This window comes from Paraburkholderia sp. Ac-20340 (assembly GCF_017104965.1).
Lineage (GTDB): Bacteria > Pseudomonadota > Gammaproteobacteria > Burkholderiales > Burkholderiaceae > Paraburkholderia.
In genome coordinates this window covers 16,082-38,522 of record NZ_JAAGPR010000019.1, presented here as the reverse complement: position 1 = coordinate 38,522, position 22,441 = coordinate 16,082, and the positions used below count along the sequence as shown (strand labels likewise).

Annotated in this window: 19 protein-coding genes; 10 read left to right on the top strand and 9 right to left on the bottom strand. The window is 65.7% G+C overall.

What is annotated here, in order from left to right:
• The first annotated feature begins 7 nt into the window (after positions 1–7).
• From G3N59_RS22300 to iolB, 5 genes are read left to right on the top strand one after another with little or no spacing between them, the layout of a single operon-like run.
• Positions 8–829 (top strand): ATP-binding cassette domain-containing protein, encoded by an 822-nt coding sequence (locus G3N59_RS22300; protein ID WP_205984793.1) that lies wholly within the window; start codon positions 8–10, stop codon positions 827–829.
• Between the two features lie 17 nt (positions 830–846).
• Complete coding sequence (iolC, locus tag G3N59_RS22295) at positions 847–2,871, top strand: 5-dehydro-2-deoxygluconokinase (RefSeq protein WP_205984792.1); 2,025 nt, start codon at positions 847–849, stop codon at positions 2,869–2,871.
• Complete coding sequence (gene iolD / locus G3N59_RS22290) at positions 2,868–4,880, top strand: 3D-(3,5/4)-trihydroxycyclohexane-1,2-dione acylhydrolase (decyclizing) (protein ID WP_205984791.1); 2,013 nt, start codon at positions 2,868–2,870, stop codon at positions 4,878–4,880. Before iolC ends, iolD begins: the two co-directional genes overlap by 4 nt.
• Before the next feature lie 33 nt (positions 4,881–4,913).
• Entirely contained in the window at positions 4,914–5,828 is a 915-nt protein-coding gene (gene iolE, locus G3N59_RS22285) for a myo-inosose-2 dehydratase (protein ID WP_205984790.1), read from the top strand.
• On the top strand, positions 5,825–6,628 hold the full coding sequence (gene iolB, locus G3N59_RS22280) for a 5-deoxy-glucuronate isomerase (protein WP_205984789.1): 804 nt from the start codon (positions 5,825–5,827) through the stop codon (positions 6,626–6,628). Before iolE ends, iolB begins: the two co-directional genes overlap by 4 nt.
• Before the next feature lie 75 nt (positions 6,629–6,703).
• On the opposite strand, the gene G3N59_RS22275 is transcribed toward iolB, so the two are convergent.
• Positions 6,704–8,389, bottom strand: a complete 1,686-nt coding sequence (locus tag G3N59_RS22275) for a methyl-accepting chemotaxis protein (protein ID WP_205984788.1) — start codon at positions 8,387–8,389, stop codon at positions 6,704–6,706.
• A 562-nt stretch (positions 8,390–8,951) separates the two neighbouring features.
• Here G3N59_RS22275 and G3N59_RS22270 point away from each other — a divergent pair.
• From G3N59_RS22270 to G3N59_RS22260, 3 genes are all read left to right on the top strand, one after another.
• Positions 8,952–10,214: an MFS transporter gene (locus G3N59_RS22270; RefSeq protein ID WP_205984787.1), complete on the top strand. Its 1,263-nt coding sequence runs from the start codon at positions 8,952–8,954 to the stop codon at positions 10,212–10,214.
• Between the two features lie 181 nt (positions 10,215–10,395).
• The gene (locus G3N59_RS22265; protein WP_205984786.1) at positions 10,396–10,881 is read left to right on the top strand and encodes an adenosine-specific kinase; all 486 of its coding nucleotides are present in this window, start codon (positions 10,396–10,398) and stop codon (positions 10,879–10,881) included.
• Between the two features lie 5 nt (positions 10,882–10,886).
• Entirely contained in the window at positions 10,887–11,780 is an 894-nt protein-coding gene (locus G3N59_RS22260) for a DUF4922 domain-containing protein (RefSeq protein WP_241023782.1), read from the top strand.
• A gap of 9 nt (positions 11,781–11,789) precedes the next feature.
• On the opposite strand, the gene G3N59_RS22255 is transcribed toward G3N59_RS22260, so the two are convergent.
• The 6 genes from G3N59_RS22255 to G3N59_RS22230 all read right to left on the bottom strand — a co-directional run bounded on the left by G3N59_RS22255 (position 11,790) and on the right by G3N59_RS22230 (position 16,564).
• Positions 11,790–12,497 carry an ABC transporter ATP-binding protein gene (locus G3N59_RS22255; RefSeq protein ID WP_205985038.1) on the bottom strand — a complete coding sequence of 236 codons (708 nt, stop codon included), beginning with the start codon at positions 12,495–12,497 and terminating at the stop codon, positions 11,790–11,792.
• A 10-nt stretch (positions 12,498–12,507) separates the two neighbouring features.
• Positions 12,508–13,272 (bottom strand): ABC transporter ATP-binding protein, encoded by a 765-nt coding sequence (locus G3N59_RS22250; RefSeq protein WP_205984785.1) that lies wholly within the window; start codon positions 13,270–13,272, stop codon positions 12,508–12,510.
• Entirely contained in the window at positions 13,269–14,513 is a 1,245-nt protein-coding gene (locus tag G3N59_RS22245) for a branched-chain amino acid ABC transporter permease (protein WP_205984784.1), read from the bottom strand. Before G3N59_RS22245 ends, G3N59_RS22250 begins: the two co-directional genes overlap by 4 nt.
• Before the next feature lie 6 nt (positions 14,514–14,519).
• Positions 14,520–15,458 (bottom strand): branched-chain amino acid ABC transporter permease, encoded by a 939-nt coding sequence (locus G3N59_RS22240; protein WP_205984783.1) that lies wholly within the window; start codon positions 15,456–15,458, stop codon positions 14,520–14,522.
• 19 nt (positions 15,459–15,477) lie between these two features.
• Positions 15,478–15,945, bottom strand: coding sequence for a thioesterase family protein (locus G3N59_RS22235; RefSeq protein WP_205984782.1), 468 nt, complete (start codon positions 15,943–15,945; stop codon positions 15,478–15,480).
• Positions 15,946–16,033: 88 nt separating this feature from the next.
• Complete coding sequence (locus G3N59_RS22230) at positions 16,034–16,564, bottom strand: NUDIX domain-containing protein (protein WP_205984781.1); 531 nt, start codon at positions 16,562–16,564, stop codon at positions 16,034–16,036.
• Positions 16,565–16,830: 266 nt separating this feature from the next.
• Here G3N59_RS22230 and G3N59_RS22225 point away from each other — a divergent pair, with 266 nt between their 5' ends.
• Positions 16,831–17,319, top strand: coding sequence for an outer membrane beta-barrel protein (locus G3N59_RS22225; protein ID WP_241023780.1), 489 nt, complete (start codon positions 16,831–16,833; stop codon positions 17,317–17,319).
• Positions 17,320–17,384: 65 nt separating this feature from the next.
• On the opposite strand, the gene G3N59_RS22220 is transcribed toward G3N59_RS22225, so the two are convergent.
• Positions 17,385–18,632 (bottom strand): YbfB/YjiJ family MFS transporter, encoded by a 1,248-nt coding sequence (locus G3N59_RS22220; RefSeq protein WP_241023777.1) that lies wholly within the window; start codon positions 18,630–18,632, stop codon positions 17,385–17,387.
• Between the two features lie 145 nt (positions 18,633–18,777).
• On the opposite strand from G3N59_RS22220, the gene G3N59_RS22215 reads away from it, so the two are divergent.
• Positions 18,778–19,686, top strand: coding sequence for a LysR substrate-binding domain-containing protein (locus tag G3N59_RS22215; protein ID WP_205984780.1), 909 nt, complete (start codon positions 18,778–18,780; stop codon positions 19,684–19,686).
• A 69-nt stretch (positions 19,687–19,755) separates the two neighbouring features.
• On the opposite strand, the gene alaS is transcribed toward G3N59_RS22215, so the two are convergent.
• Positions 19,756–22,380: an alanine--tRNA ligase gene (gene alaS / locus G3N59_RS22210; protein WP_205984779.1), complete on the bottom strand. Its 2,625-nt coding sequence runs from the start codon at positions 22,378–22,380 to the stop codon at positions 19,756–19,758.
• Between the last annotated feature and the right edge of the window lie 61 nt (positions 22,381–22,441).

Here is a 22,441-nt window from a genome sequence, read left to right as displayed (position 1 = left end):
GGCCAACATGTCGGATACCACTCAAGCGAATGCCAACGACGCGAATGCGGATTACATTCTCGCGCTCGATAACGTCAGCAAGCACTTCGGCAAGGTCATTGCGCTCAACGGCGTCACGCTGCGCCTCAAGCGTGGCGAAGTCCACTGTCTGCTCGGCGATAACGGCGCGGGCAAGTCCACGCTGATCAAGACGCTGGCCGGCGTGCACGCGCCCACTACCGGCCAGTATTACGTCGATGGCAAGCCGGTGCGCTTCGAATCGCCGAAAGACGCGCTCGACCTTGGCATCGCAACCGTCTATCAGGATCTCGCGCTGGTGCCGCTGCTATCTGTCGCTCGCAACTTCTTTATGGGCCGCGAGCCGCAGAAAAAGCTGTTCGGCTTTATCAACGTGATGGATCTCGATGCGAGCGCAGCCATCGCCAAGGATCGTCTCGCGGAAATGGGCATTCATGTGCGCGATCCGCATCAGGCGATTGGCACGATGTCGGGCGGCGAGCGCCAGTGTCTGGCGATTGCGCGCGCGATTCACTTCGGCGCCCGCGTGCTGATTCTGGACGAACCGACCGCCGCGCTGGGCGTGAAGCAGAGCTTCAACGTGCTCAAGCTGATACACGCGGCGCGCGCCAAGGGCATTTCGGTGATCTTCATCACCCACAACGTCCACCACGCCTACCCGATCGGCGATTCGTTCACGCTGCTCAATCGCGGCCGCTCGCTCGGCACCTACACGAAGGACACGATCACCAAGAACGAAGTCCTCGACATGATGGCGGGCGGCGCGGAAATGCAGAAGATGATCGCCGAACTCGACGGCGCCACGATCTGATACCGAATTCATCAGGAATGCAAATGACAAGCTCTGTCACGAATCCGTCGTCGCGCTTCGCGTCCGGGCGCAGCCGCGATATCGTCTGCCTCGGCCGCCTCGGCGTCGATCTCTACGCGCAGCAAGTGGGCGCGCGGCTCGAAGACGTATCGACGTTCTCGAAGTATCTGGGCGGCTCGTCGGCGAATATTGCGTTTGGCTGCGCGCGCCTCGGGCTGAAATCGGCCATGCTCACGCGCGTCGGCGACGATCACATGGGCCGCTTTCTCACCGAAACGCTCGCCAAGGAAGGCTGCGATACGAGCCATATCCGCATCGACCACGAACGCCTCACCGCGCTCGTGCTGCTGGGCATCAAGGATCGCGATACGTTTCCGCTGATCTTCTACCGCGAGAATTGCGCCGATATGGCCGTCGATGCCACCGATTTCGACGAAGCCTTCATCGCTTCCTCGAAGGCGCTGCTGATCACGGGCACGCACTTCTCCACCGAACAGGTCAACCGCACCAGCCTGAAAGCGCTCGACTACGCGCGCCGCAACAACGTGCGCACCGTGCTCGATATCGACTATCGCCCGGTGCTTTGGGGCCTCACCGGCAAGGCCGACGGCGAAACGCGCTTTGTCGCCAGCGCGGGCGTGAGCGAGCATCTGCAGCGCATTCTGCCGAACTTCGATCTGGTGATCGGCACGGAAGAAGAATTCCGCATCGCGGGCGGTCAGGACGATCTGGTCGCGGCGCTCAGTCGTGTGCGCGAAGTCACGGCGGGCACGCTGCTGGTCAAACGCGGGCCGCTGGGCTGCCAGATCGTGGAAGGCGCGGTGCCCGCCTCGCTCGACGATCTGCCGATGCAGCGCGGCGTCGAAGTCGACGTGCTCAACGTGCTGGGCGCGGGCGATGCATTTGCCTCGGGCTTTCTGTCCGGCTGGCTGCGCGATGCGCCGCTGGAAGACTGCGCGCGCGCGGCCAACGCCTGCGGCGCGCTGGTGGTCTCGCGTCACGGCTGCGCGCCCGCGATGCCCACGCCCGCCGAACTCGACTACTTCCTGAGCGAAGCGAAAGCCGATCCCGTGCGCATGCGCCGCCCCGACCGCGACGCCACCCTTGCCCGCCTGCATCGCGTCACACCCGCGCGCAAGCAGTACGACGAAGTGCTGGGTTTCGCCTTCGATCATCGCAACCAGTTCTTCGATCTCGCGCAGCAGACCGGCGCGAGCGAAACGCGCATCTCGCACCTGAAGAATCTCTTCGTGGAAGCCGTCGCGCAGACCGAAAGCGCACTGGGCCTGCAAGGCAAGATTGGCGTGCTGATCGACGATCGTTACGGCCAGGATGCGCTCAATGCCGCGACCGGGCGCGACTGGTGGATCGGGCGTCCGGTGGAATTGCCGGGCTCCGTGCCGCTGGTGTTCGATCATGGCCGCTCGATCGGCACGACGCTCGCGGCCTGGCCGATCGGTCACACGGTCAAGTGCCTCGTGCAGTTCCATCCCGACGAGCCGATCGAGCAGCGCCTCGAACAGGAAGCGCAACTGCGCGCGCTTTACGACGCCGTGCAGGCGAGCGGCCACGAACTGCTGCTCGAAGTGATTCCGCCCAAACTCAACGGCAAGCCGAACGCGCCCGACACGGTTTATCGCGCGCTCAAGCGGCTCTACAACATCGGCCTTTATCCGGAATGGTGGAAGCTCGAACCGATGGAAGCGTCGCAATGGCGCGAGATCGACGCGCTGATTACCGAGCGCGATCCACATTGCCGTGGCGTGGTGCTGCTGGGACTTTCCGCGCCGATGGATCAGCTCATGAACGGCTTCGCGGCAGCGGCGGCATCGGACACCTGCCGGGGCTTTACCGTCGGCCGCACGATCTTCTACGAGCCGAGCTTCGCGTGGCTCAAAGGCGAAATCGACGATAAGGAAGTCATCGCGCGCGTGCGGCACGCGTTCGAAACGCTGATCGCCGCGTGGCGTTCGGCGCGCGGCGCGGCGGCGGGCCAGACGCACGCCCCTTCGGCGATGGCGCACGAGGAGAAAGCGGCATGAATCAACGCATCGCTCCCATCTCCAGCGCGGCGCAGGAACACACGCAGAGCGCCACCGTGCGCCTCACCGCCGCGCAGGCGCTGGTGCGCTATCTCGCGGCGCAGCGCGTGGCGTGCGAAGACGGCTCGGGCCGCACCGAACCGCTGTTCGGCGGCGTATTCGCGATCTTCGGGCATGGCAACGTGGCCGGGCTTGGCGAAGCGCTCTATCAGTATCGGCATGAATTGCCGACGCTGCGCGCGCACAACGAGCAGGCCATGGCGCACAGCGCAATTGCCTACGCGAAGGCGCACTTTCGCCGCCGCATGATGGCGGTCACCACGTCGATCGGTCCTGGCGCGACCAACCTCGTCACCGCCGCCGCGCTCGCGCATGTGAATCGCTTGCCGGTGTTGCTGCTGCCCGGCGATATCTTCGTTTCGCGCGAACCCGATCCGGTGCTGCAACAGATCGAAGATCTGCAGGATGGCGGCCTTTCCGCGAACGACGCGCTCAAGCCCGTTTCGCGCTACTTCGATCGCATCGTGCATCCCGCGCAGTTGCTCACTGCCCTGCCGCGCGCGCTGCGCGTGCTCACCGATGCCGCGCTGTGCGGCCCCGTGACGCTCGCGCTGCCGCAGGACGTGCAGACGATGGCGTGGGATTATCCCGCGAGCTTTTTCACGCCGCGTCTCGTGAGTTTCCATGCGCCCGCGCCGGTGCAGACGGAAATCGATGCCGCGATTGCACAGCTTCATCGCGCGAAGCGGCCGGTGATCGTCGCGGGCGGCGGCGTGCTTTATTCGCGCGCGGCACCGCAATTGCAGGCCTTTGCGGCTGCGCACGGCATTCCGGTGGTGGAAACGCAGGCCGGCAAAGGCGCGCTTGCGTGGGACGATCCGCTCAACGCGGGGGCGATCGGCGTGACGGGCTCACCCGCTGCCAATGCGCTCGCAAGCGAGGCCGATTGCGTGCTGGCCGTCGGCACGCGTCTGCAGGACTTCACGACCGGCTCGAACTCGCTGTTCGCGAAAGCGCATATCGTCAGCATCAACGCCAATGGTTTCGACACGCTCAAGCTCAATAGTGTGGCCGTGCAGGCCGATGCAAAGCTCGCGCTCGACGCGCTCGACGAAGCGCTCGTGCACTGGCGCGCCGAAGCCGACTGGAGCGCCAAAGCCCTGCGTCTGGCCAACGAATGGCGCGCGAGCGTCGACAAGCTCACGCACGCGCCGCAGGAACGCAACTGCCTGCCCTACGATGCCGATGTGATCGGCGCGGTGCAGCGCTCATCGAGCCGTTCGTACACCGAAGATATTGTCGTCTGTGCCGCCGGCACGCTGCCCGCCGAACTGCACAAGCTCTGGCGCGCGGGCCAGCCCGGCGCGTATCACGTCGAATACGGCTATTCGTGCATGGGCTACGAAATCGCGGGCGGACTCGGCGCCAAGCTCGCGCGGCCCGAACGCGAAGTGATCGTGATGGTCGGCGACGGCAGCTATCTGATGATGAACAGCGAAATCGCCACTTCGGTGATGCTGGGCGCGAAGCTCATCGTCGTCGTGCTGGACAATCGCGGTTATGGCTGTATCAACCGGCTTCAGCAGGCTTGCGGCAGCGCGCCATTCAACAATCTGTTCGAGGATTGCGCGCAAGGGCCGCTCGGTGCGCCGCGTATCGACTTCGCTTCGCACGCGCGTTCGCTGGGCGCGCAGGCCGAGCACGTCGCCAATGTCGCGGAACTCGAAGCGGCGCTGCAACGCGCCCGCGCGGCCTCGCGCACGTACCTCATCAGCATCGATACCGACCCGGCCCGCACAACCGAAGACGGCGGCTGGTGGTGGGAAGTCGCGGTGCCGGAAGTCTCGCCGCGAGCGGCCGTGCGCGAAGCGCGCGAGCGTTACGACGGCAAGCTTGCGGAACGCGGCGCACGCGCAGAGCACGCTGCATCGACCAAAACGCCGAAGGCCGACGACACGATAAGCGACACGATGGGCGACACCCCCGGCGACCCCACATCCAACGCATGACGCAATTCACGATCCCCAGATCGAGGCACGCACATGAGCGCATTTGACGTACGCATTGGCATCAATCCGCTGTCGTGGATGAACGACGACCTGCCCTCGCTCGGCGGCGAAACACCGCTTTCGACGGCGCTGACCGAAGGACGCGAGATCGGCTATCAAGGCTTCGAACTCGGCAACAAGTTTCCGCGCGAACCGCAGGCGCTCAAGGCGCTGCTCGCGCAATACGATCTCGCGCTGGTGTCGGGCTGGTATTCGGGCATGCTCGCGAAGCGCAGCGTCGAGGAAGAGATCGCCGCCGTGGACAAGCATCTCGACCTGCTCGCGCAGAACGGCGCGACGGTGATGGTCTACGGCGAAGTCGCCGATTCGATCCAGGGCGCGCCGCGTCCGCTTTATCAGCGTCCGCGGTTTTTCAGCGAGCAGCAATGGGACGAATACGCCGCGCGTCTCGATCGCTTCGCGCAGCATACGTTGTCGCGCGGCGTGCGGCTTGCGTATCACCATCACATGGGCGCGTATGTGGAAACGCCCGCCGATGTCGACAAGCTGATGGCGCGCACGAGCGACGCCGTCGGCCTGCTGTTCGACGCCGGGCATATCACGTTCGCGGGCGGCGATCCCGTCAAGGAACTCGACAAGCACATCGCGCGCGTGTGCCACGTGCATTGCAAGGACGTGCGCCCCGCCGTCGTGAAGCTCGCGCGCAATCGCAACTGGAGTTTTCTGGACGCGGTGCTGGCAGGCGCGTTCTCGGTGCCGGGCGACGGTTGCGTCGACTTTCCGGCGATCGTCGCCCGGCTCAAGCGGCATGGTTATCGCGGCTGGCTCGTGGTGGAAGCCGAACAGGACCCGGTGATCGCGCCGTCTTACGAGTACGCGCAAAAGGGCTATCGCACCTTGCGCACGCTGGTCGATGCACAGGATACCGAAGCAAAGGAGGCAGCATGAGCTTGCTGGTCAAAGCCTCGCGCGAAGGCCAGACGATCGCGCGCGTGACGCCCGCTACGGCGGGCTGGCGTTATGTGGGCTTCGCCGCGTATCGGCTCGGTGCGGAAGAAGTCGTGCATGTCTACGAGACGAATCGCGAAAGCTGCATCGTGGTGATGGCGGGCGCGGTGGATATCGAGGCGAACGGGCAACGTTATTCGAATCTCGGTTCGCGTGACAGCGTGTTCGAAGATGCCGCGCCGACTGCGCTTTACGTGCCGCCCGGCGTGAAGGCAACCGTGCGCGCGAAACGCGATGCGGAGGTGGGCGTGGCCAGCGCGCCCGCGCAAGGTACATTGCCGATTCGCCTGATCGGGCCTGCGCAGATGAAGCGTTCCACGCGCGGTAAAGGCGCGAATACGCGTTACGTCTGCGATATTCTTCCGCAGACCGAAGCGGCGGAATCGCTGCTGGTGGTGGAGGTGCGCACGCCTTCGGGACATTCTTCGAGTTATCCGCCGCACAAGCACGATGCCGATCGCCTGCCGCAGGAAAGCGCGCTGGAAGAGACGTATTACCATCGGCTGAACCCGAGTCAGGGGTTTGCGTTTCAGCGCGTTTATACCGATGCTCGCGATCTCGACGAAACCATGGCGGTTGAGGACCACGATGTGGTGATGGTGCCGCGCGGGTATCACCCGGTCGTCGTGCCGTACGGCTATGACTCGTATTATCTGAACGTGATGGCCGGTCCCACGCGCGAGTGGCATTTCCATAACGATCCCGCGCATGAGTGGATTATCGAGCGGGATGCGAAATAGAAGGATTGACAAGCACGCTGGAATGAAAAAACGCCGCTGAAAAGCGGCGTTTTTTCGTGCGACGATCAGGATGCCTCAACCCAACTGAAACTTCCCCACCAGGCGCTTGAGCACCTTCGCCTGATCGTCGAGCGACTGCGCCGCCGCCGTCGCCTCTTCCACCAGCGCCGCGTTCTGCTGCGTACCCGAATCCATCTGCGAGACCGCGCGGCTGATTTCCTCGATGCCCGCGCGCTGCTCGCTCGAAGCCGCCGAAATCTCGCCGATGATGTCGTTCACGCGCCTCACGGCCTTGACCACTTCCTCCATGGTGCGGCCCGCGTCGGTGGCGAGCGTCGAGCCGTTTTCCACGCGCTCGACCGATGCCGTAATCAGCGTCTTGATCTCCTTGGCCGCCGCCGCGCTGCGCTGCGCCAGATTGCGCACTTCGCCCGCGACCACCGAGAACCCGCGCCCTTCCTCGCCCGCACGCGCCGCTTCCACGGCCGCGTTCAGCGCCAGAATATTGGTCTGGAACGCGATGCCCTCGATCACGCCGATGATGTCCGCGATACTCTTCGCGCTCTCGTTGATCTGGCTCATCGTGTTGACCACGCGGCCCACCACCGTGCCGCCCTTTTCCGCGATCTGCGATGCGTTGCCCGCCAGCGTGCTGGCCTGCTGCGCGTTTTCGGCGTTCAGGCGCACGGTCGAGGTCAGTTGCTCCATGCTGCTCGCCGTGCGTTCGAGCGCGACGGCCTGCTCCTCAGTGCGATGCGAGAGATCGAGATTGCCGGTCGAGATCTGGCTCGATGCGCTGGCGATGGCCTCGGCGCTCGCGGCGATTTCGGCGACCGTGGTCGAGAGTCCGGTCTGCATGTCGCGCAGCGCGCCGAGCATGCTGGAAGCGTCGCGCGCATGCACGCTCACCGGCTGCGCGAGGTCGCCCGAAGCGATGCGCGCGGCAATCGCCTTGGCATGCGCCGGCTCGCCGCCGAGTTGCCGCGCGATGCGCCGCACGACCCATTCGCTCACCACGAACGCGAGCACGAAAAGCCCAACCGTCGCCACGGCGATCATCACGAACGACGATTTGTAGATGAACGCCGATTTCGCAATCGTTGCCTTCGCAGCCGCCCCGCGCTGCTCGACGATCTGATCGACGAGCGTTTCGAGCTTGCCGGTTTCGACCAGCAGCGACACATCCTGCGTGCCGACCTGCCAGCTCATCTGCGAAAGATCGAGCGGTTGCGCCTTCACGAGCGTCACGAAATCGCGCAGATGGCCGCTCCAGGTTTGCGCCGCCGTCGCGAACTGCTTTTGCTGCGCGAGCGCGTCGCTGCCCGATTGCGCGGCGTACTGATTGAGCGCCTGCATTTCGGTCACCAGCGTGCCGAGGTCTTTTTCGATGTCCTGACCGAGTTCGTCGCGCTCTTTCGCCGTGGTGGCCGTGAGCAGCATTTTCTGCGCGCGGCTCGCGCGCAGAACATGGCCGCGCGCTTCCTCGGCGGCGCGGCTGGCGACATGGCCCTGATCGTAGATCGACTGGGTGGAATCGTTGAGCCGGCTGATCTGCGCAAGTGAAAACGCGCCAATCACCAGCGTGCCGATCAGCACGACCGCGAACGCGGTGCGCAGCATCGACTTGACCGACAGTTTGCTGCTTTCCCCCGCTGTGCCGCGCTTGCGCCGGCGTGATGCGCCTGCAGCGCCTGGTCCTGCTGCCCCATCCACTTCCGGCACGAAACCCGCGTGCAGGCTCGCCTCTTTGATTGCTCTCATCTTCGGTCTGTCCCCGTGCAAAGCCGTTGGCCTGCCTTGGCGCTTTTGGCGCCGCGGCAGATTTGTTGCAAGGCTGTCGCTGCTTTTGTTGTCCGGCGTCACGCCGCCATCGGTCAGATGGCCGTCGATGAAATCATGCGCACTGCGTAACGCCTCAACTCCGGTCAACGGCATGGCGTTGCGCAATCTTTAGTCGTGCGCTAACCCAATCCGCGTTCCGGCCCCGTAGCCCGACGTGCGCGGGATCCTTGCCGCGCACAGGTATCACCGGGTTATACCCGGCCAAAATCGGCGATCAAAAAAAGCGCAGCGCTTTAGAGACAAAAATCGACAAATCGCGCGCGCCCGTCAGCACCGTGCGGCAAGCCGTCGCAGCGACAAGCGCGGGTTGCACCTTCATCGCCATGTCCGATTCGCGACAAATGTTGTCAGGACGATTCGCTCAAGACACATTACACTGCGCTTCATAACTCCTATACATGACAACGTCACGCCATCGCCGTCGTCCGCTGGCTCACTAGCGGCGCGGCGCCCGCGTGCGGCTCCTCTGCTTATCGACATCATGGAAACCAGCATCGACAAGCGCGCCGTGTCCGGCGCCGCCCCTGCGTCCGCGCAATCCGCGCCGACGCCTGCCGCCTCCGGCGCGCAGCGCACCGTCTACTCCGTACTCGGCGCGATCAGCTTTTCGCATTTGCTCAACGACATGATCCAGTCGTTGATCCTGGCCATCTATCCGATGCTCAAGGACAACTTCTCGCTGTCGTTCACGCAGATCGGCCTGATTACGCTCACCTACCAGATCACGGCCTCGATGCTGCAGCCGCTGGTCGGCGTCTATACCGACAAAAAGCCGATGCCGTACTCGCTGCCCGTCGGCATGGGCTTTACGCTCTGCGGTCTGCTGCTGATGTCGGTGGCGCCCAGCTTTGGCGTGCTGCTGGTCGCCGCCGCGCTGGTGGGTTGCGGCTCGTCGGTGTTTCACCCGGAATCGTCGCGGGTGGCGCGCATGGCGTCGGGCGGCAAGCACGGTCTCGCGCAATCGCTCTTTCAGGTGGGCGGCAACGCGGGTTCGTCGCTCGGGCCGCTGCTCGCCGCTGCGATCATCATTCCGCACGGTCAGCGCAGCATCGCGTGGTTCTCGGTGGCCGCGCTCGTGGCGATCTTCGTGCTCACGCAGATCGGCCGCTGGTACAAGGCGCATCCGAATCTGAAGAAAAAGCGCGCCGAGGCGCCGCAAGTCGCGCTCTCGCGTGGCCGCGTGGCGATGGCCATCAGCATTCTGGTGCTGCTGGTGTTCTCGAAGTACTTCTATCTCGCCAGCATCAACAGCTATTTCACCTTCTATCTGATCGACCGCTTCCATCTGCCGGTGCAGACGGCCCAGGTGCATCTGTTCGTGTTCCTTGCAGCGGTGGCGGCGGGCACGATCATCGGCGGGCCGGTGGGCGACCGTATCGGCCGTAAATATGTGATCTGGGGTTCGATCCTGGGCGTCGCGCCGTTCACGCTGCTGCTGCCCTACGCGAACCTGTTCTGGACCAGCGTGCTGACGGTGATCATCGGCGTGGTGCTGGCGTCGGCGTTCTCGGCGATCCTGGTGTACGCGCAGGAATTGATTCCGGGCAAGGTGGGCATGGTCGCGGGTCTGTTCTTCGGCTTCGCGTTCGGTCTGGGCGGCATCGGCGCGGCCGTGCTCGGCCAGCTCGCGGATGCCACCAGCATCGGCTTCGTCTACAAGGTCTGCTCGTTCCTGCCGTTGATCGGCATCCTCACGGTGTTCCTGCCGAACGTCGAGCGAAAACAGCCGAAGAAAGCGGCTTGACGCTTGAGCGTTAAACGGCAAAACGGCCGGCTGCCCTGCGGGGCGCCGGCCGTTTTTCATGGCGCACGCGCGGAGTCTTTAACACCGCCTTGAACATTCAGCCGCTTCGTACCAGGCTTGAACCACGTCGCCGCACAACGAGCATGGCGACGACCTTCGAGACGTCCGCGCGAGGTGCGCCATGCAACTGTCCACCGTCGATATCGTCAAGCCTGAGAACACCAACTTCATTCTCGGCCAGTCGCATTTCATCAAAACCGTCGAAGATCTGCACGAAGCGCTGTTCGGCGCGGTGCCCGGCCTCGCCTTCGGGCTGGCGTTCTGCGAAGCGTCGGGCAAGCGGCTGGTGCGGCGCTCGGGCACAAACGACGCGCTCGTGACGATGGCCACGGACAACGCACTGCGCATTGCCGCGGGCCACAGCTTCACCGTCTTTCTCGGCGATGGGTTTTTCCCCGTCAACGTGCTCAACGCCGTCAAGGCGGTGCCCGAGGTGTGCCGCATCTTCTGCGCCACAGCAAATCCCACGCAGGTGCTGATCGCCGAAACGGATCAGGGACGCGGCATCGTCGGCGTGGTGGATGGCGCACCGCCGCTCGGCGTCGAAACCGATGACGATGTGCGCTGGCGCAAGGATCTGCTGCGCGCCATCGGCTACAAGGCGTGATGCCGATGACGGTGCTCGACACTCGAACGCTCTGGCCCGCGCTGCGCGCCCAGACGCGCCACGCCCTGCAATGCGGCGCACTGCAGCCGATCGAAACCGCGCTCACGCATCTCGATGAGGACGGCGTGCGCTTCGCCGTGCGCCAGGTGTCGAGCCTTGCGCGCAAGGAAGCGGCGCGGCGCACGGATGCGTCCACGGCGAGCGCGCCGAACACGCCACGCCGCAATCCCTTTTTGCCTTACGAAACCGATCTATGCGTCGGCGACATCTCGCCAACCCACGTCGCGCTGCTCAACAAGTACAACGTGATCGACGATCATCTGCTGATTGTCACGCGCCGCTTCGTGCCGCAAACCGCGCTGCTCGATCAGGCCGATTTCGCGGCTCTGCTCGTGGCGCTTCGTGGCCGCGATGCGCTCGGCTTCTACAACGGCGGCGAGGAAGCTGGCGCGAGCCAGGCGCATAAACATCTGCAAGCGGTGCCTTTGCCGCTCGACGATTCGGGTTTCAGGGCGCCAATCGAAGCGTTATTTAATTCGGCATCCGTAGCAAATAATTCGGTTGCCTTGCCTTTCAAACATGCGTTCGCATCGCTCGATCTCATGGCGAACGATGCCGGACACGCCGCGTTCACGTGCTATCGCGCGTTGCTGCACGCAGCAGGCATCGGCGCAATCGATGTAGACGGTCTCGCGCACCAGAGCGCGCCGTACAACCTGCTGGTCACGCGCCGCTGGATGCTGGTCGTGCCGCGCTCGGCTGAACGTGTCGAAGGCATTTCGCTGAACGCGCTGGGTTTCGCCAGATCGCTATTCGTGCGCGACGCGCAGCAACTCGCAACACTCGCGCAGATCGGGCCGATGACGGCGCTTTCGCGCGTCGCCCAGCCGCTACGCTGAGGCACGCGTTCAGCCCACGCCCAGCCAGTCGCGCGCCACGTCTTCGCGTTGCGCGAGTTGCGCTGGCGTGCCGTCGAACACGATGCGCCCATGTCCCATCACCGCGATGCGATCCGCCAGTTGCGGCGCGAGCGCAAGACGCTGCTCGATCAGCAGCACGGCCACACCGCGTTCGCGCAGCGTGCGCAGACACGCGCCGACGCGCGCGGCCATCGGCGCCGACAAGCCCTCGGCGGGTTCATCGACGATCAGCAACGCGGGATTGCCCAGCAGTGCGCGCGCCAGCGCCAGCATCTGCTGTTCACCGCCCGAGAGCACGCCCGCGCGCGCGGCGCGGCGCTCGCGCAGGATCGGGAACAGCGTGTGGGCGTCGGCGAGCGTGAAGCGCGTGGCTTCGCGGCGCTTCGTCATGCCCAGCCGCAGGTTGTCGTCGACGCTCAAGGTCGGGAAGATGTCGCGCTGCTCCGCCACGTAGCCCAGGCCCGCGCGCGCGACTTCGAAGGTGCGCAGCGGCGCGAGATCGGTGCCCGCGAAACGGCGCGTGCCGTCGGCGGCGACCATCGACATCAGCGCCTTGGCAAAGGTCGATCGGCCCGACCCGTTGCGCCCCGCCAGCGCCACCACTTCGCCCGCGCCGATGCGCAGATCGACGCCATGCAGCACCTGGCTCGCGCCGTACCACGCGCGCAGATTTGCGACTTCGAGCAGCGGATGCATCGTGCCGGATTCAGGCATCGGGCGACTCCGGATTCGCGCCGAAATAGGCCTCGCGCACGGCGGCATCGGCGCGAATGGCATCGGGCGTGCCAGTGGCGATCACGCGACCCTGCGCAAGCACGGAGACGCGATCGGCCAGACCGAACACCGCGTCCATGTCGTGCTCGATCAGCAGCACGGTTCTGCCCGCCGTCATCGTGCGGATCAGGTCGATGGCGCGCGCGGCTTCGGCGCGGTTCATACCCGCCGTGGGTTCGTCGAGCAGCAAGGTGTGCGCGCCGCCCGCGAGCGCGAGGCCCAGGTCGAGCGCGCGTTGCTGGGCGTAGCTCAGCGTCGCCGCAGCGCGATCGGCCACGTGGGCGAGATCGAGTGCGTCGAGTAGTTCCGCGGCGCGGCGATCGGCGCGTGTGGAGCCTGACCAGCGCGCGGCGAAACCCGCTACGCCGGTGAGCGAAGCCAGCACCGCGCAACGCAGGTTATCGCGCACCGTGAGGCCCGCGAACACGCTCGTGGTCTGGAAGCTGCGCGCGAGGCCGCGTCGGGCGCGCGCAGGCGGCGCGAGGCGCGTGACATCCTTGCCACGCAAGGCAATGCGCCCCGCACTCGCGCGGCGCTCGCCGGCGATCAGGCTGAAGAGTGTCGATTTGCCCGCGCCGTTCGGGCCGATCAGCGCGTGGCGCTCGCTGGTCAGCACGTCGAGATCGACGCCTTGCAGAACGCGCGTCGCGCCAAAGCGCTTTTCGATACCGCGAAGCTGGAGTGCAGGCGTCGTCATGCGGCCGCCTTTTGCGCGTCGGCGAGCGAACGGGCGGCGCGGTGCGCCCGGCGCGTCAACCCTATCGCCGCGATCGACAAGACGACGATGGCCGCGGCGAGCGCCGCCGATGCGCGCGGAGAAAGCGCGACGAGCCATGCCGCCGGATCGTCGTCGCCGAAACGCAGCGCGTAAGCCCACTGCACCGCCAGCACGAGTGCGAGCGTTCCGCATGCCGTTGCGAGCGCAACCATCGTCCAGTGCGTGCGGCAGCGGCGCCAGCCGTGTTGCGCGAGCGTCGCGCGCTGACGCGCCACCACACCCGCGAGTCCATCCGGCGCCGTCAACACCACGACGATAAAAAAGAGCCCCACGTAAAGCATCCACGCGCGCGAGACGCTCGCCACGCCCACGCTGAAGGCCACCCAGACGAGCGCGCCCAGCACAGGGCCGAAGAACGACGACGCGCCGCCCGTCATCGTCGCGATCAGCACGGCGGCGGAGCGCGTCATGCCCACGCTCTCCGCAGCGGCCAGTTCGACATTGATGAGCGCAAGCGTGCCCGCCACGCCCGCGAAGCAGGCGCCCAGCACGATCATCGTGGCCCGCACGCGCGCAGGCGACGCGCCCAGTGCGGCGCAGCGCAGCGGGTTGTCGCGCACGGCGTTGGCGAGGCGCGCATAAGGCGTGCGCGAGATCGCGTAGATTGCGGCGCTCGCCGCGAGACACCAGACGGCGATCACGCAGTACGCCTGGCGATCCGGGCCGAAGGTCCAGCCGAAGATGGCTGGGCCGCTCGCGCGATCGATGCCCACACCGGCTTCGCCGCCGAACCAGTCGGGCAGCGCCCACGCGGCGGCGGCCACGAGTTCGCCAAGGCCGAGCGTGATCATCGCGAAGGCCGTGCCCGCGCGTCGTGCCGCAACCAGCGCGATCAATGCGCCGACCGCCGCGCCCGCCGCACCGCCGATGATCGGCAAAAGCGGCAAAGGCAGGCCGACATGGTTGAAGACCTGCGCCGCCGCCAGCGCGCCCAGCCCGGCCGGCGCGGCGTGGCCGAACGAAAGCAGCCCGGTTTCGCCGAGCAGCAGGTTATAGGAGAGCGCGAACACAATCATCGTCGCGGCCTGGGCGAGACACGCGAGCAGCCAGCCTTGCGGCGCGCCAGACGGCGAAAGCCACGCCGATACGAGCGGCGGCACCGCAAGTAACGCCGCCAATGCGAGCCATGACGCGCGCGTGCTGTTTTTGAGGCTGGCCATGGCGCTTCAGGCGTCCTCGCCACGCTGTCCGAGCAGCCCTTGCGGGCGCACGGCCAGCATCGCGACCATCAGCAGATACGGCAGCAGCGGCGCGATCTGCGCGAGCGTGAGCGCGCTCCAGGCGGGCGCGATCGTCACGCCGAGCCGCGTGGCCAGCGCCCCGAACGACACATCGCTCGCCACCGCGAAGGTCTGCAGCCAGCCCACTGCGAGCGACGCGAGCAGCGCGCCGCCCAGCGAACCGAGCCCGCCCGTCACCACCACCACGAAGATGATCGAGCCGACCGATTCGGCCATCGCCGGTTCGACGACGAAGAGCGGCGCGGCCACTGCGCCTGCCAGCGCCGCGAGCGCGGTGCCGAGCGCGAACACCAGCGTCTGCACGCGCGGCACGTTATGGCCGAGCGCTTCCACGGCCTGGGCATGCGTGAGCGCGGCGCGCACCACCAGCCCCGTGCGCGAGACGCGCAGCGCGGCGAAGATCAGCGCGAACATCGCCACGGCCACGGCCATCGTGAAAGCGCGATAACGCGAAAACGCCGCGCCGCCGTAGGTGAACAGCGCACCGTCGAGCCAGCCAGGCACGGCCGCGGCGAGCGGCTGAAGCCCCCAGCCCAGCTTGACCAGTTCGCCGATCGCCCACGCCGCGCCGAAGGTCAGCAGCAGCGCATTGAGCGGCCCGCCCGGTCGCGCGCGCCGCAGCAGCGCCACCTCGAACACGGCGCCCGCGAGTCCCGCCAGCAGCGGCGCGAGCACCAGCGCCCAGCCAAAACCGAAGCTCCCCGCGAGCGTCACGCCCAGATACGCGCCGAGCATGTAGAAGCTCGCATGCGCGAAGTTGAGCACGCCGAGCATGCTGAAGATCAGCGTCAGTCCGGCGGACAGCATGAACAGCAGCAAGCCGTAGCTCGCGCCGTTGAGCGTATCGATAACGAAGGCCTGCACGGGCAGCAACCGGAACGCGTCAGCCGTCCGTGGCGGCAAGCGCGAGCGGCGCAAGCGCGAGCGGCGCAAGCGCGGCGCGCAACGCTTCGGGCAGCGCGCTCACCGGCCGGCGCGTTTCGCGATCGACATAGACGTGCACGAAATGCCCCTGCGCAGCGGGCGTGCTTTCGCCTTCGCGAAAGAGACCCACCTCGTAGCGCACGCTCGACGAACCCAGACGCGCCACGCGCAAACCCGCTTCGACACGCTCCGGAAACACCAGCGGCGCGAAGTAGTTGCACTGGGTCTCGACCACCAGCCCGATCGTCTGGCCATGCTCGACATCGAGCGCGCCGGCACGGATCAGGTACTCGTTCACGACGGTGTCGAAGTAGCTGTAATAGACGACGTTGTTGACGTGGCCGTAGACGTCGTTATCCATCCAGCGCGTGGTGATGGACAGGAAGTGGCGATAGTCGGAGCGGGCAATGGCGACGGGTCGGTTCATCGGATCGTAGGGACGAAGTTCAGAAAGAGAATCGAGGCAGACCGGGCAGACGAAGGCGCGCGTAATTCGTCAGTAAATGCAGCGGCGCTCAGTCGCCGGGACGCTCGACGAATTCGAACGGCAGGCCGCGTCGGCGCATCCACTCACCGAGCGCCTGCCCCGTGCCCGCGCGCCAGGGACGCAGCTTCGCGGGCTCGACAAGACGGTATTCCAGCAGTTCGGGCGACAGCGACACCGTGCCCGACGCCTTCACGTGATACGCAATGATCAGTTCGTTCTTGCGGATGAACTCATAAACGCCGATCAACTCGACGCTCTGCGCGTGCAGCGCGGTTTCTTCCAGCACTTCGCGGGCGATGCCCTCTTCCGGCGTCTCGCCGTTTTCGAGGAAACCCGTGATCAGCGCGAACATGCCTTCCGGCCAGGCGGCGTTGCGCGCCAGCAGGATGCGCCCTTCATATTCGACGATGGCCGCCACGACCGGCAGCGGATTGTTCCAGTGCACGTAGGCGCAGACGGTATCGGGACAGGCCAGGCGCACACGGCCGCCCTCGTGGGCGGGGTCGGCGCGCTCGACGAGACGCGAGGCGCAGCGCGGGCAAAACTGATAATCGCTCATGGATCGATGGAAGGCGCAAAAAAGCACGAAGCGGCTATTTTAGTGCGCTATCGATGACAGCGTGCGAGCGCGAGTTTTCAGGGGCGCAATCGTGCGTTGCCGCGTAACGTCGAAGCCTGACATTTGTTGACGTCTCGAATGTGCACCGTCGCGAAATGCCCAGCGTTATCGGCGAGGCAACAACGCCTGAATTCGCTGGATTACCTCAACGCATCATGCTTTCGAAGAAACTGTTTGGCATCCTTATTATTTCCCTGGCATCGTGCATGTCGCTCGCCCATGCGGACGCGCCTGCAAAGCCGTTCGATTACGCCACGGGCAGCAGCAGCCTGTTTGCGGGCCCTTACGCGGGTTTCAAGGTCGGCGCGAATATCTCGAATGCTTCGGGCGCGGTCAACAAACCGACGCACACTACCCTGTTCCCGGGCCTGACGCTAGGCTACGGTGTCGATGTCGGTTCGCTGATGATCGGCGCCGAAGCCTTCGCCGATTTCCATCACGGTTCCGCGACCTTCAAGGACGGCGGTGTCGACGCGAAGATCGGCATGCCGATCGGCCGGATCATGCCGTATGCGCGCGCGGGCTTCACGGTCGACTGGCCTTCCACGCGTCCGCACTGGGGTCTGGGCGCGGAATACGCCGTCACGCGCAATCTTGGCGTGGCCGCGGAATGGACGGCGGATCACGCCAGTTCGAAAAACACGAGCTGGAATAACAACAGCTTCACGGTGGGCGTCCACTACTACTTCCGTTAAGCGCAAAAAGCCGTCCTTCGCGGGACGGCTTTTCCGGGTGCGCCGGTTCGTGGGCCTTATTGGACTTATCGAACTTGTTGGCCCGATCGCACCGTGCGCCACACCAGCCCCGCCGCGCCCGCCACCAGCGTCAGCGCCGCCAGCCACAAGGATGGCGAAAACGATCCGCTCGACGCAGCAAGCGGCGCGGCTACCAGCGGCCCGAGAATCTGGCCGATTCCATACGCGCCCGTCGCGTAACCCATCAGCGCGGCGGCATGATCGCCACGCATGATGCGCGCTTCGCGCATCGCGAACAGCGTGATCGCCGTGAACGGCAAACCGATCAGCACGCTGCCGAGCGAAAAACCCAGCGCATTCGGCCAGACGATGCCCGACGCAATGCCAAGCGCCTGCAGCACATAGCACGCGGCGAGCAGCAAGCGGTTGTCCCAATGCAGCGGCAAACGCGCCGCACACAACGCCCCGACGATCAGCGCCGCACCGAACATCGGCCAGAACAGGTCGGGCCAGATCGATCCCGGCAACGCATGGCGGGCGATCACCGGCAGGAAGGTCGCCGTGATGATGTAGCCGAAACCGGGCACGCCATAGAGCGCGACGAGCCAGAAGGCATCGGCGCGACTTGCCCGGGTGCTGCTCTGCGCGCTCGCCGGGTTTGCCGTTGCCGCGGCAGCAGGCGCGACCGGCGGCGTTTCGACGAACACCGGCCAGACGATCGCGACGATCAGCGCGCACACGAGTCCGAAGCCGATCCATCCTGCCCGCGCGCCCAGGCCGCCAGCCGCGCTGACCAGCAAACCCGTCGCCACGATACCCACGCCAGGCCCCGTGTAGATCACGCCGCTCCACGCATGCGCGCCGAGTTGCGTAAGCCGCCGCAAGCCCCATTGCGACGCGAACACGAAGGTCGCCGCGCTCACCGCGCCAGCCACGAAACGCACGATCGCCCAGAGCCAGAACTGCTGCGTCACGCCCATGACGACGGTGAGCAGCGCCGTCGCCACCAGCCCGGCGCGCACCACTCGCGCCGGTGCGAAGCGCAGCGCCGCACACCCCATCGCGCCGACGAAATAGCCCGCGTAATTCAGCGACGCCAGCCAGCTGCCGTGGCGCAAGTCCAGTCCGCCGCCATGCAGCATCAGCGGCAGCAGCGGCGTGAACGCAAAGCGCCCGATGCCGAGCGCCGCCGCCAGCGTCAGCATGCAGGCCAGCGCGGCGCGGCGCGCCTCGTGGGGACGGTGCTGCGGGTGCGTCAGCGGCGCATCCGAAGCGCTGGGTCGAGCGTTCACGTCAGAAGCAGCGTTAGTCATGATCGGCGATTCAAACAGGGACAAATACAGGGACAAAACAGAGGATGAGCGGCATCGCGCACGACACCGTTCCGATCATCTTAGTCAAGCCAACCGTTCACGAAAAATGAATTATGATGATCCAATCCATCCCGAGGAGAGAATCATGGATCTGGCCGCGCTGGCGATCTTCCGTGCCGTGGTGCGCGAAAACGGCGTGACGCGCGCCGCCGCCAAGCTCAACCGCGTGCAGTCGAACGTCACCACGCGCATCAAGCAGCTAGAAGAACAGCTTGGCACGCCGCTCTTTACGCGCGATGGCCGCCGGCTCGTACTCACGCCCGCGGGCGAAACGCTGCTGCCCTACGCCGAACGCCTGCTCGCGCTCGCCGATGAAGCGCGCCACGCGCTCAAGGCCGGGCGTCCGTCCGGGCGGCTGCGCCTGGGCACGATGGAAAGCGTCGCGGCAAGCCGCCTGCCTGGCGTGCTGGCGCGCTATCACCAGAGCTGGCCCGAGGTTACGCTCGAACTCGAAACCGGTACGACTGGGTGTCTGATCGAGCGTCTGCGCGAATTCGAAGTCGATGCCGCGCTGATCGCCACGCCGCTGGCCGGTACGCCCGACGCCGAGGTGTTCGAATGCGTGCCGGTCTATCGCGAGGAACTGGTGATGATCACGCCGCGCGGGCATCGGCCGATCCGCCAGCCCGGCGATGTCGCGCTGTCGACGCTAGTGGCGTTCGAGCGCGGCTGCGCGTATCGCAGCTACGTGGAGGCGTGGTATCTGGAGCACGGCATCCGGCCCACGCGCGTGCTGGAGCTGGCGTCGTATCACGCGATCGTCGCCTGCGTGGCGGCGGGCGCGGGTGTGGCGGTCGCGCCGCGTTCGGTGCTCGATCTGCAACGCAGCGCCGACGACATCACGATTCATTCGCTCGGCAAGCTTGGCCGTATCGATACCTTGCTCGTGTGGCGGCGCGGGCATTTTTCGCCGGCGCTCGATGCGCTGAAATCGGCGCTGCTGGAACACGCCAGCCGCGAAACGCCCGCGCCGGCCGACATCGCCACGGCATGAGCGCCCGGCGCGCCAAACAAAAAGGGCCGCTCTTTCGAGCAGCCCTTTTCTAACGGCAAGTCTGAGCGCTTACAGCTTCGCTTCGACCCAGCCCTTCACGCCTGCGAGCGCGCCCGGCAGGTTCGCCGGTTCCGTGCCACCAGCCTGCGCCATGTCCGGACGGCCACCGCCCTTGCCGCCCACCTGCTGGGCAACGAAGTTCACCAGTTCGCCGGCCTTGACCTTCTTGCTGGCCTCGGCGGTCACGCCTGCGATCAGGCTGACCTTGCCGCCTTCGACGGCCGCCAGCACGATCGCCGCGCTCTTGAGCTTGTCCTTAAGCTTGTCGACGGTTTCGCGCAGCGTCTTGGAATCTGCGCCTTCGAGCGTGGCGGCGAGCACGTGCACGCCGTTCACTTCGATGGCCTGGCCGGCGAGCTCGTCGCCCTGGCTCGACGCCATCTTCGACTTGAGCGCGCCCAGTTCCTTCTCCAGCGCCTTGACCTGATCCTGCACCTGGCCGATGCGTTGCGTCAGTTCCGAAGGCTGAGCCTTCAGCGCCGCGGCCGCTGCGTTGATGCGCGCGTCGAGGTCCTGCACGAAGCGCACGGCGTTATCGCCCGTGATCGCCTCCACGCGGCGGATGCCCGCTGCCACGCCGCCTTCCATCACGATCTTGAACAGACCGATGTCGCCGCTGCGATGCACGTGCGTGCCGCCGCAGAGTTCGCGCGAGAAGCCGAGGTCCAGCACGCGCACTTCGTCGCCGTACTTTTCGCCGAACAGCGCCATGGCGCCGCCCTTCACCGCGTCGTCGTAGGACATCACGCGCACGATGCCCGGCGCGTTGGCCAGCACTTCCGCGTTGACGATCTGTTCGACGCGACGGATTTCGTCGTCGGTCATCGGCGCGTTGTGGGCGAAGTCGAAGCGGGTCTTGTCCGCGTCGACGAGCGAGCCCTTCTGCTGCACGTGCGCGCCCAGCACTTCACGCAGCGCCTTGTGCATCAGGTGGGTCGCCGAGTGGTTGCGCTGCGTGCGGGCGCGGCGCACCGCGTCGATTTCCGCCTTCACGACGTCGCCCACCTTGAGCGTGCCTTGTTCCAGCGTGCCGTGGTGACCCGAAACGTCGGCTTGAACCTTGAGCGTGTCGGCGACGGCGAAGCGGATGCTCGCGTTCGAGATCACGCCCTGGTCGCCCACCTGGCCGCCCGATTCCGCGTAGAACGGCGTGTGGTCGAGCACGACCACGGCGTCCTGGCCGGCCTTCACTTCGTTGACCGATGCGCCGTCAACGTAAAGCGCGACCACCTTGGCATCGTCGAAAGCGATTTCTTCGTAGCCGTGGAACGTGGTCTTCGCGCCCGAGTATTCGAGGCCCGCGGCCATCTTGAACTTGCCGGCCGCACGCGCCTGTTCGCGCTGGCGTGCCATGGCTTCGTCGAAGGCCGCTTCGTCGACCGTGACGTTACGCTCGCGGCAGACGTCGGCGGTAAGGTCGAGCGGGAAGCCGTAGGTGTCGTGCAGCTTGAATGCGAGTTCGCCGTCGAGCGTCTTGCCGCCCTTCGAATCGAGATCGGCCAGCGCGGCGTCGAGAATCGACATGCCGTGTTCGATGGTTTCGAAGAAGCGCTCTTCTTCCTGACGCAGAACGTCCGTCACGCGTTGCTGCGCTTCGGTCAGTTCCGGGTAAGCCGCGCCCATTTCCGCGACCAGATCGTTCACCAGCTTGTGGAAGAACGAACCCTTCTTGCCGAGCTTGTAACCGTGGCGGATCGCGCGGCGCACGATACGGCGCAGCACGTAGCCGCGGCCTTCGTTGCCCGGAATCACGCCGTCGACGATCAGGAACGAGCAAGCGCGGATGTGATCGGCGATCACCTTCAACGAGTTGTTTTCCAGATCGCTGATGCCGGTTTCGCGCGCAGCGGCCTTGATCAGGTTCTGGAACAGGTCGATTTCGTAGTTGCTGTGCACGTGCTGCAGCACGGCGGCCAGACGCTCCAGACCCATGCCCGTGTCGACGCACTGCTTGGGCAGCGGCGTCATGTTGCCTTGCGCATCACGGTTGAACTGCATGAACACGAGATTCCAGATCTCGATGAAGCGGTCGCCGTCTTCTTCAGGCGAGCCCGGAGGGCCGCCCCAGATTTCCGGGCCGTGGTCGTAGAACACTTCCGAGCACGGACCGCAGGGGCCGGTGTCGGCCATCTGCCAGAAATTGTCCGACGCGTAACGCGAGCCCTTGTTGTCGCCGATGCGGATGATGCGCTCGACCGGCACGCCGATTTCCTTCGCCCAGATGTCGAACGCTTCGTCGTCTTCCTGATAGACCGTGACCGTGAGCTTGTCCGCGGGCAGCGCGTAGACCTTGGTCAGCAGTTCCCAGCAGTAGTGGATCGCGTCGCGCTTGAAGTAGTCGCCGAACGAGAAGTTGCCGAGCATCTCGAAGAACGTGTGGTGGCGCGCGGTGTAGCCGACGTTTTCGAGGTCGTTGTGCTTGCCGCCTGCGCGCACGCTGCGCTGCGCGGTCGTGGCGCGCGAGTACGGGCGCGATTCGGCGCCGAGGAACACGTCCTTGAACTGCACCATGCCCGAATTGGTAAAGAGCAAGGTGGGGTCGTTGCCCGGCACGAGGCTCGACGAGCGCACGATCGTGTGGCCCTTCGACTCGAAGAACTTGAGGAATTTCTCGCGGATTTCGGAGGCTTTCATGGCGTGCTGTATTTACCTTCGGGGCGTCAGTGCTGAATCTTGTTTGAACACGGAAACGCGC

Bases quoted from the DNA above. Each gene is read 5' to 3' on its own strand.
- G3N59_RS22230 (WP_205984781.1), bottom strand. From the start codon at position 16,564: ATGAGCGATTATCAGTTTTGCCCGCGCTGCGCCTCGCGTCTCGTCGAG.
- G3N59_RS22270 (WP_205984787.1), top strand. From the start codon at position 8,952: ATGGAAACCAGCATCGACAAGCGCGCCGTGTCCGGCGCCGCCCCTGCG.
- G3N59_RS22300 (WP_205984793.1), top strand. From the start codon at position 8: ATGTCGGATACCACTCAAGCGAATGCCAACGACGCGAATGCGGATTAC.
- G3N59_RS22245 (WP_205984784.1), bottom strand. From the start codon at position 14,513: ATGGCCAGCCTCAAAAACAGCACGCGCGCGTCATGGCTCGCATTGGCG.
- G3N59_RS22235 (WP_205984782.1), bottom strand. From the start codon at position 15,945: ATGAACCGACCCGTCGCCATTGCCCGCTCCGACTATCGCCACTTCCTG.
- iolC (WP_205984792.1), top strand. From the start codon at position 847: ATGCAAATGACAAGCTCTGTCACGAATCCGTCGTCGCGCTTCGCGTCC.
- iolD (WP_205984791.1), top strand. From the start codon at position 2,868: ATGAATCAACGCATCGCTCCCATCTCCAGCGCGGCGCAGGAACACACG.
- G3N59_RS22250 (WP_205984785.1), bottom strand. From the start codon at position 13,272: ATGACGACGCCTGCACTCCAGCTTCGCGGTATCGAAAAGCGCTTTGGC.
- G3N59_RS22260 (WP_241023782.1), top strand. From the start codon at position 10,887: ATGACGGTGCTCGACACTCGAACGCTCTGGCCCGCGCTGCGCGCCCAG.
- G3N59_RS22225 (WP_241023780.1), top strand. From the start codon at position 16,831: ATGTCGCTCGCCCATGCGGACGCGCCTGCAAAGCCGTTCGATTACGCC.
- iolB (WP_205984789.1), top strand. From the start codon at position 5,825: ATGAGCTTGCTGGTCAAAGCCTCGCGCGAAGGCCAGACGATCGCGCGC.
- G3N59_RS22265 (WP_205984786.1), top strand. From the start codon at position 10,396: ATGCAACTGTCCACCGTCGATATCGTCAAGCCTGAGAACACCAACTTC.
- iolE (WP_205984790.1), top strand. From the start codon at position 4,914: ATGAGCGCATTTGACGTACGCATTGGCATCAATCCGCTGTCGTGGATG.
- G3N59_RS22255 (WP_205985038.1), bottom strand. From the start codon at position 12,497: ATGCATCCGCTGCTCGAAGTCGCAAATCTGCGCGCGTGGTACGGCGCG.
- alaS (WP_205984779.1), bottom strand. From the start codon at position 22,380: ATGAAAGCCTCCGAAATCCGCGAGAAATTCCTCAAGTTCTTCGAGTCG.
- G3N59_RS22275 (WP_205984788.1), bottom strand. From the start codon at position 8,389: ATGAGAGCAATCAAAGAGGCGAGCCTGCACGCGGGTTTCGTGCCGGAA.
- G3N59_RS22215 (WP_205984780.1), top strand. From the start codon at position 18,778: ATGGATCTGGCCGCGCTGGCGATCTTCCGTGCCGTGGTGCGCGAAAAC.
- G3N59_RS22220 (WP_241023777.1), bottom strand. From the start codon at position 18,632: ATGACTAACGCTGCTTCTGACGTGAACGCTCGACCCAGCGCTTCGGAT.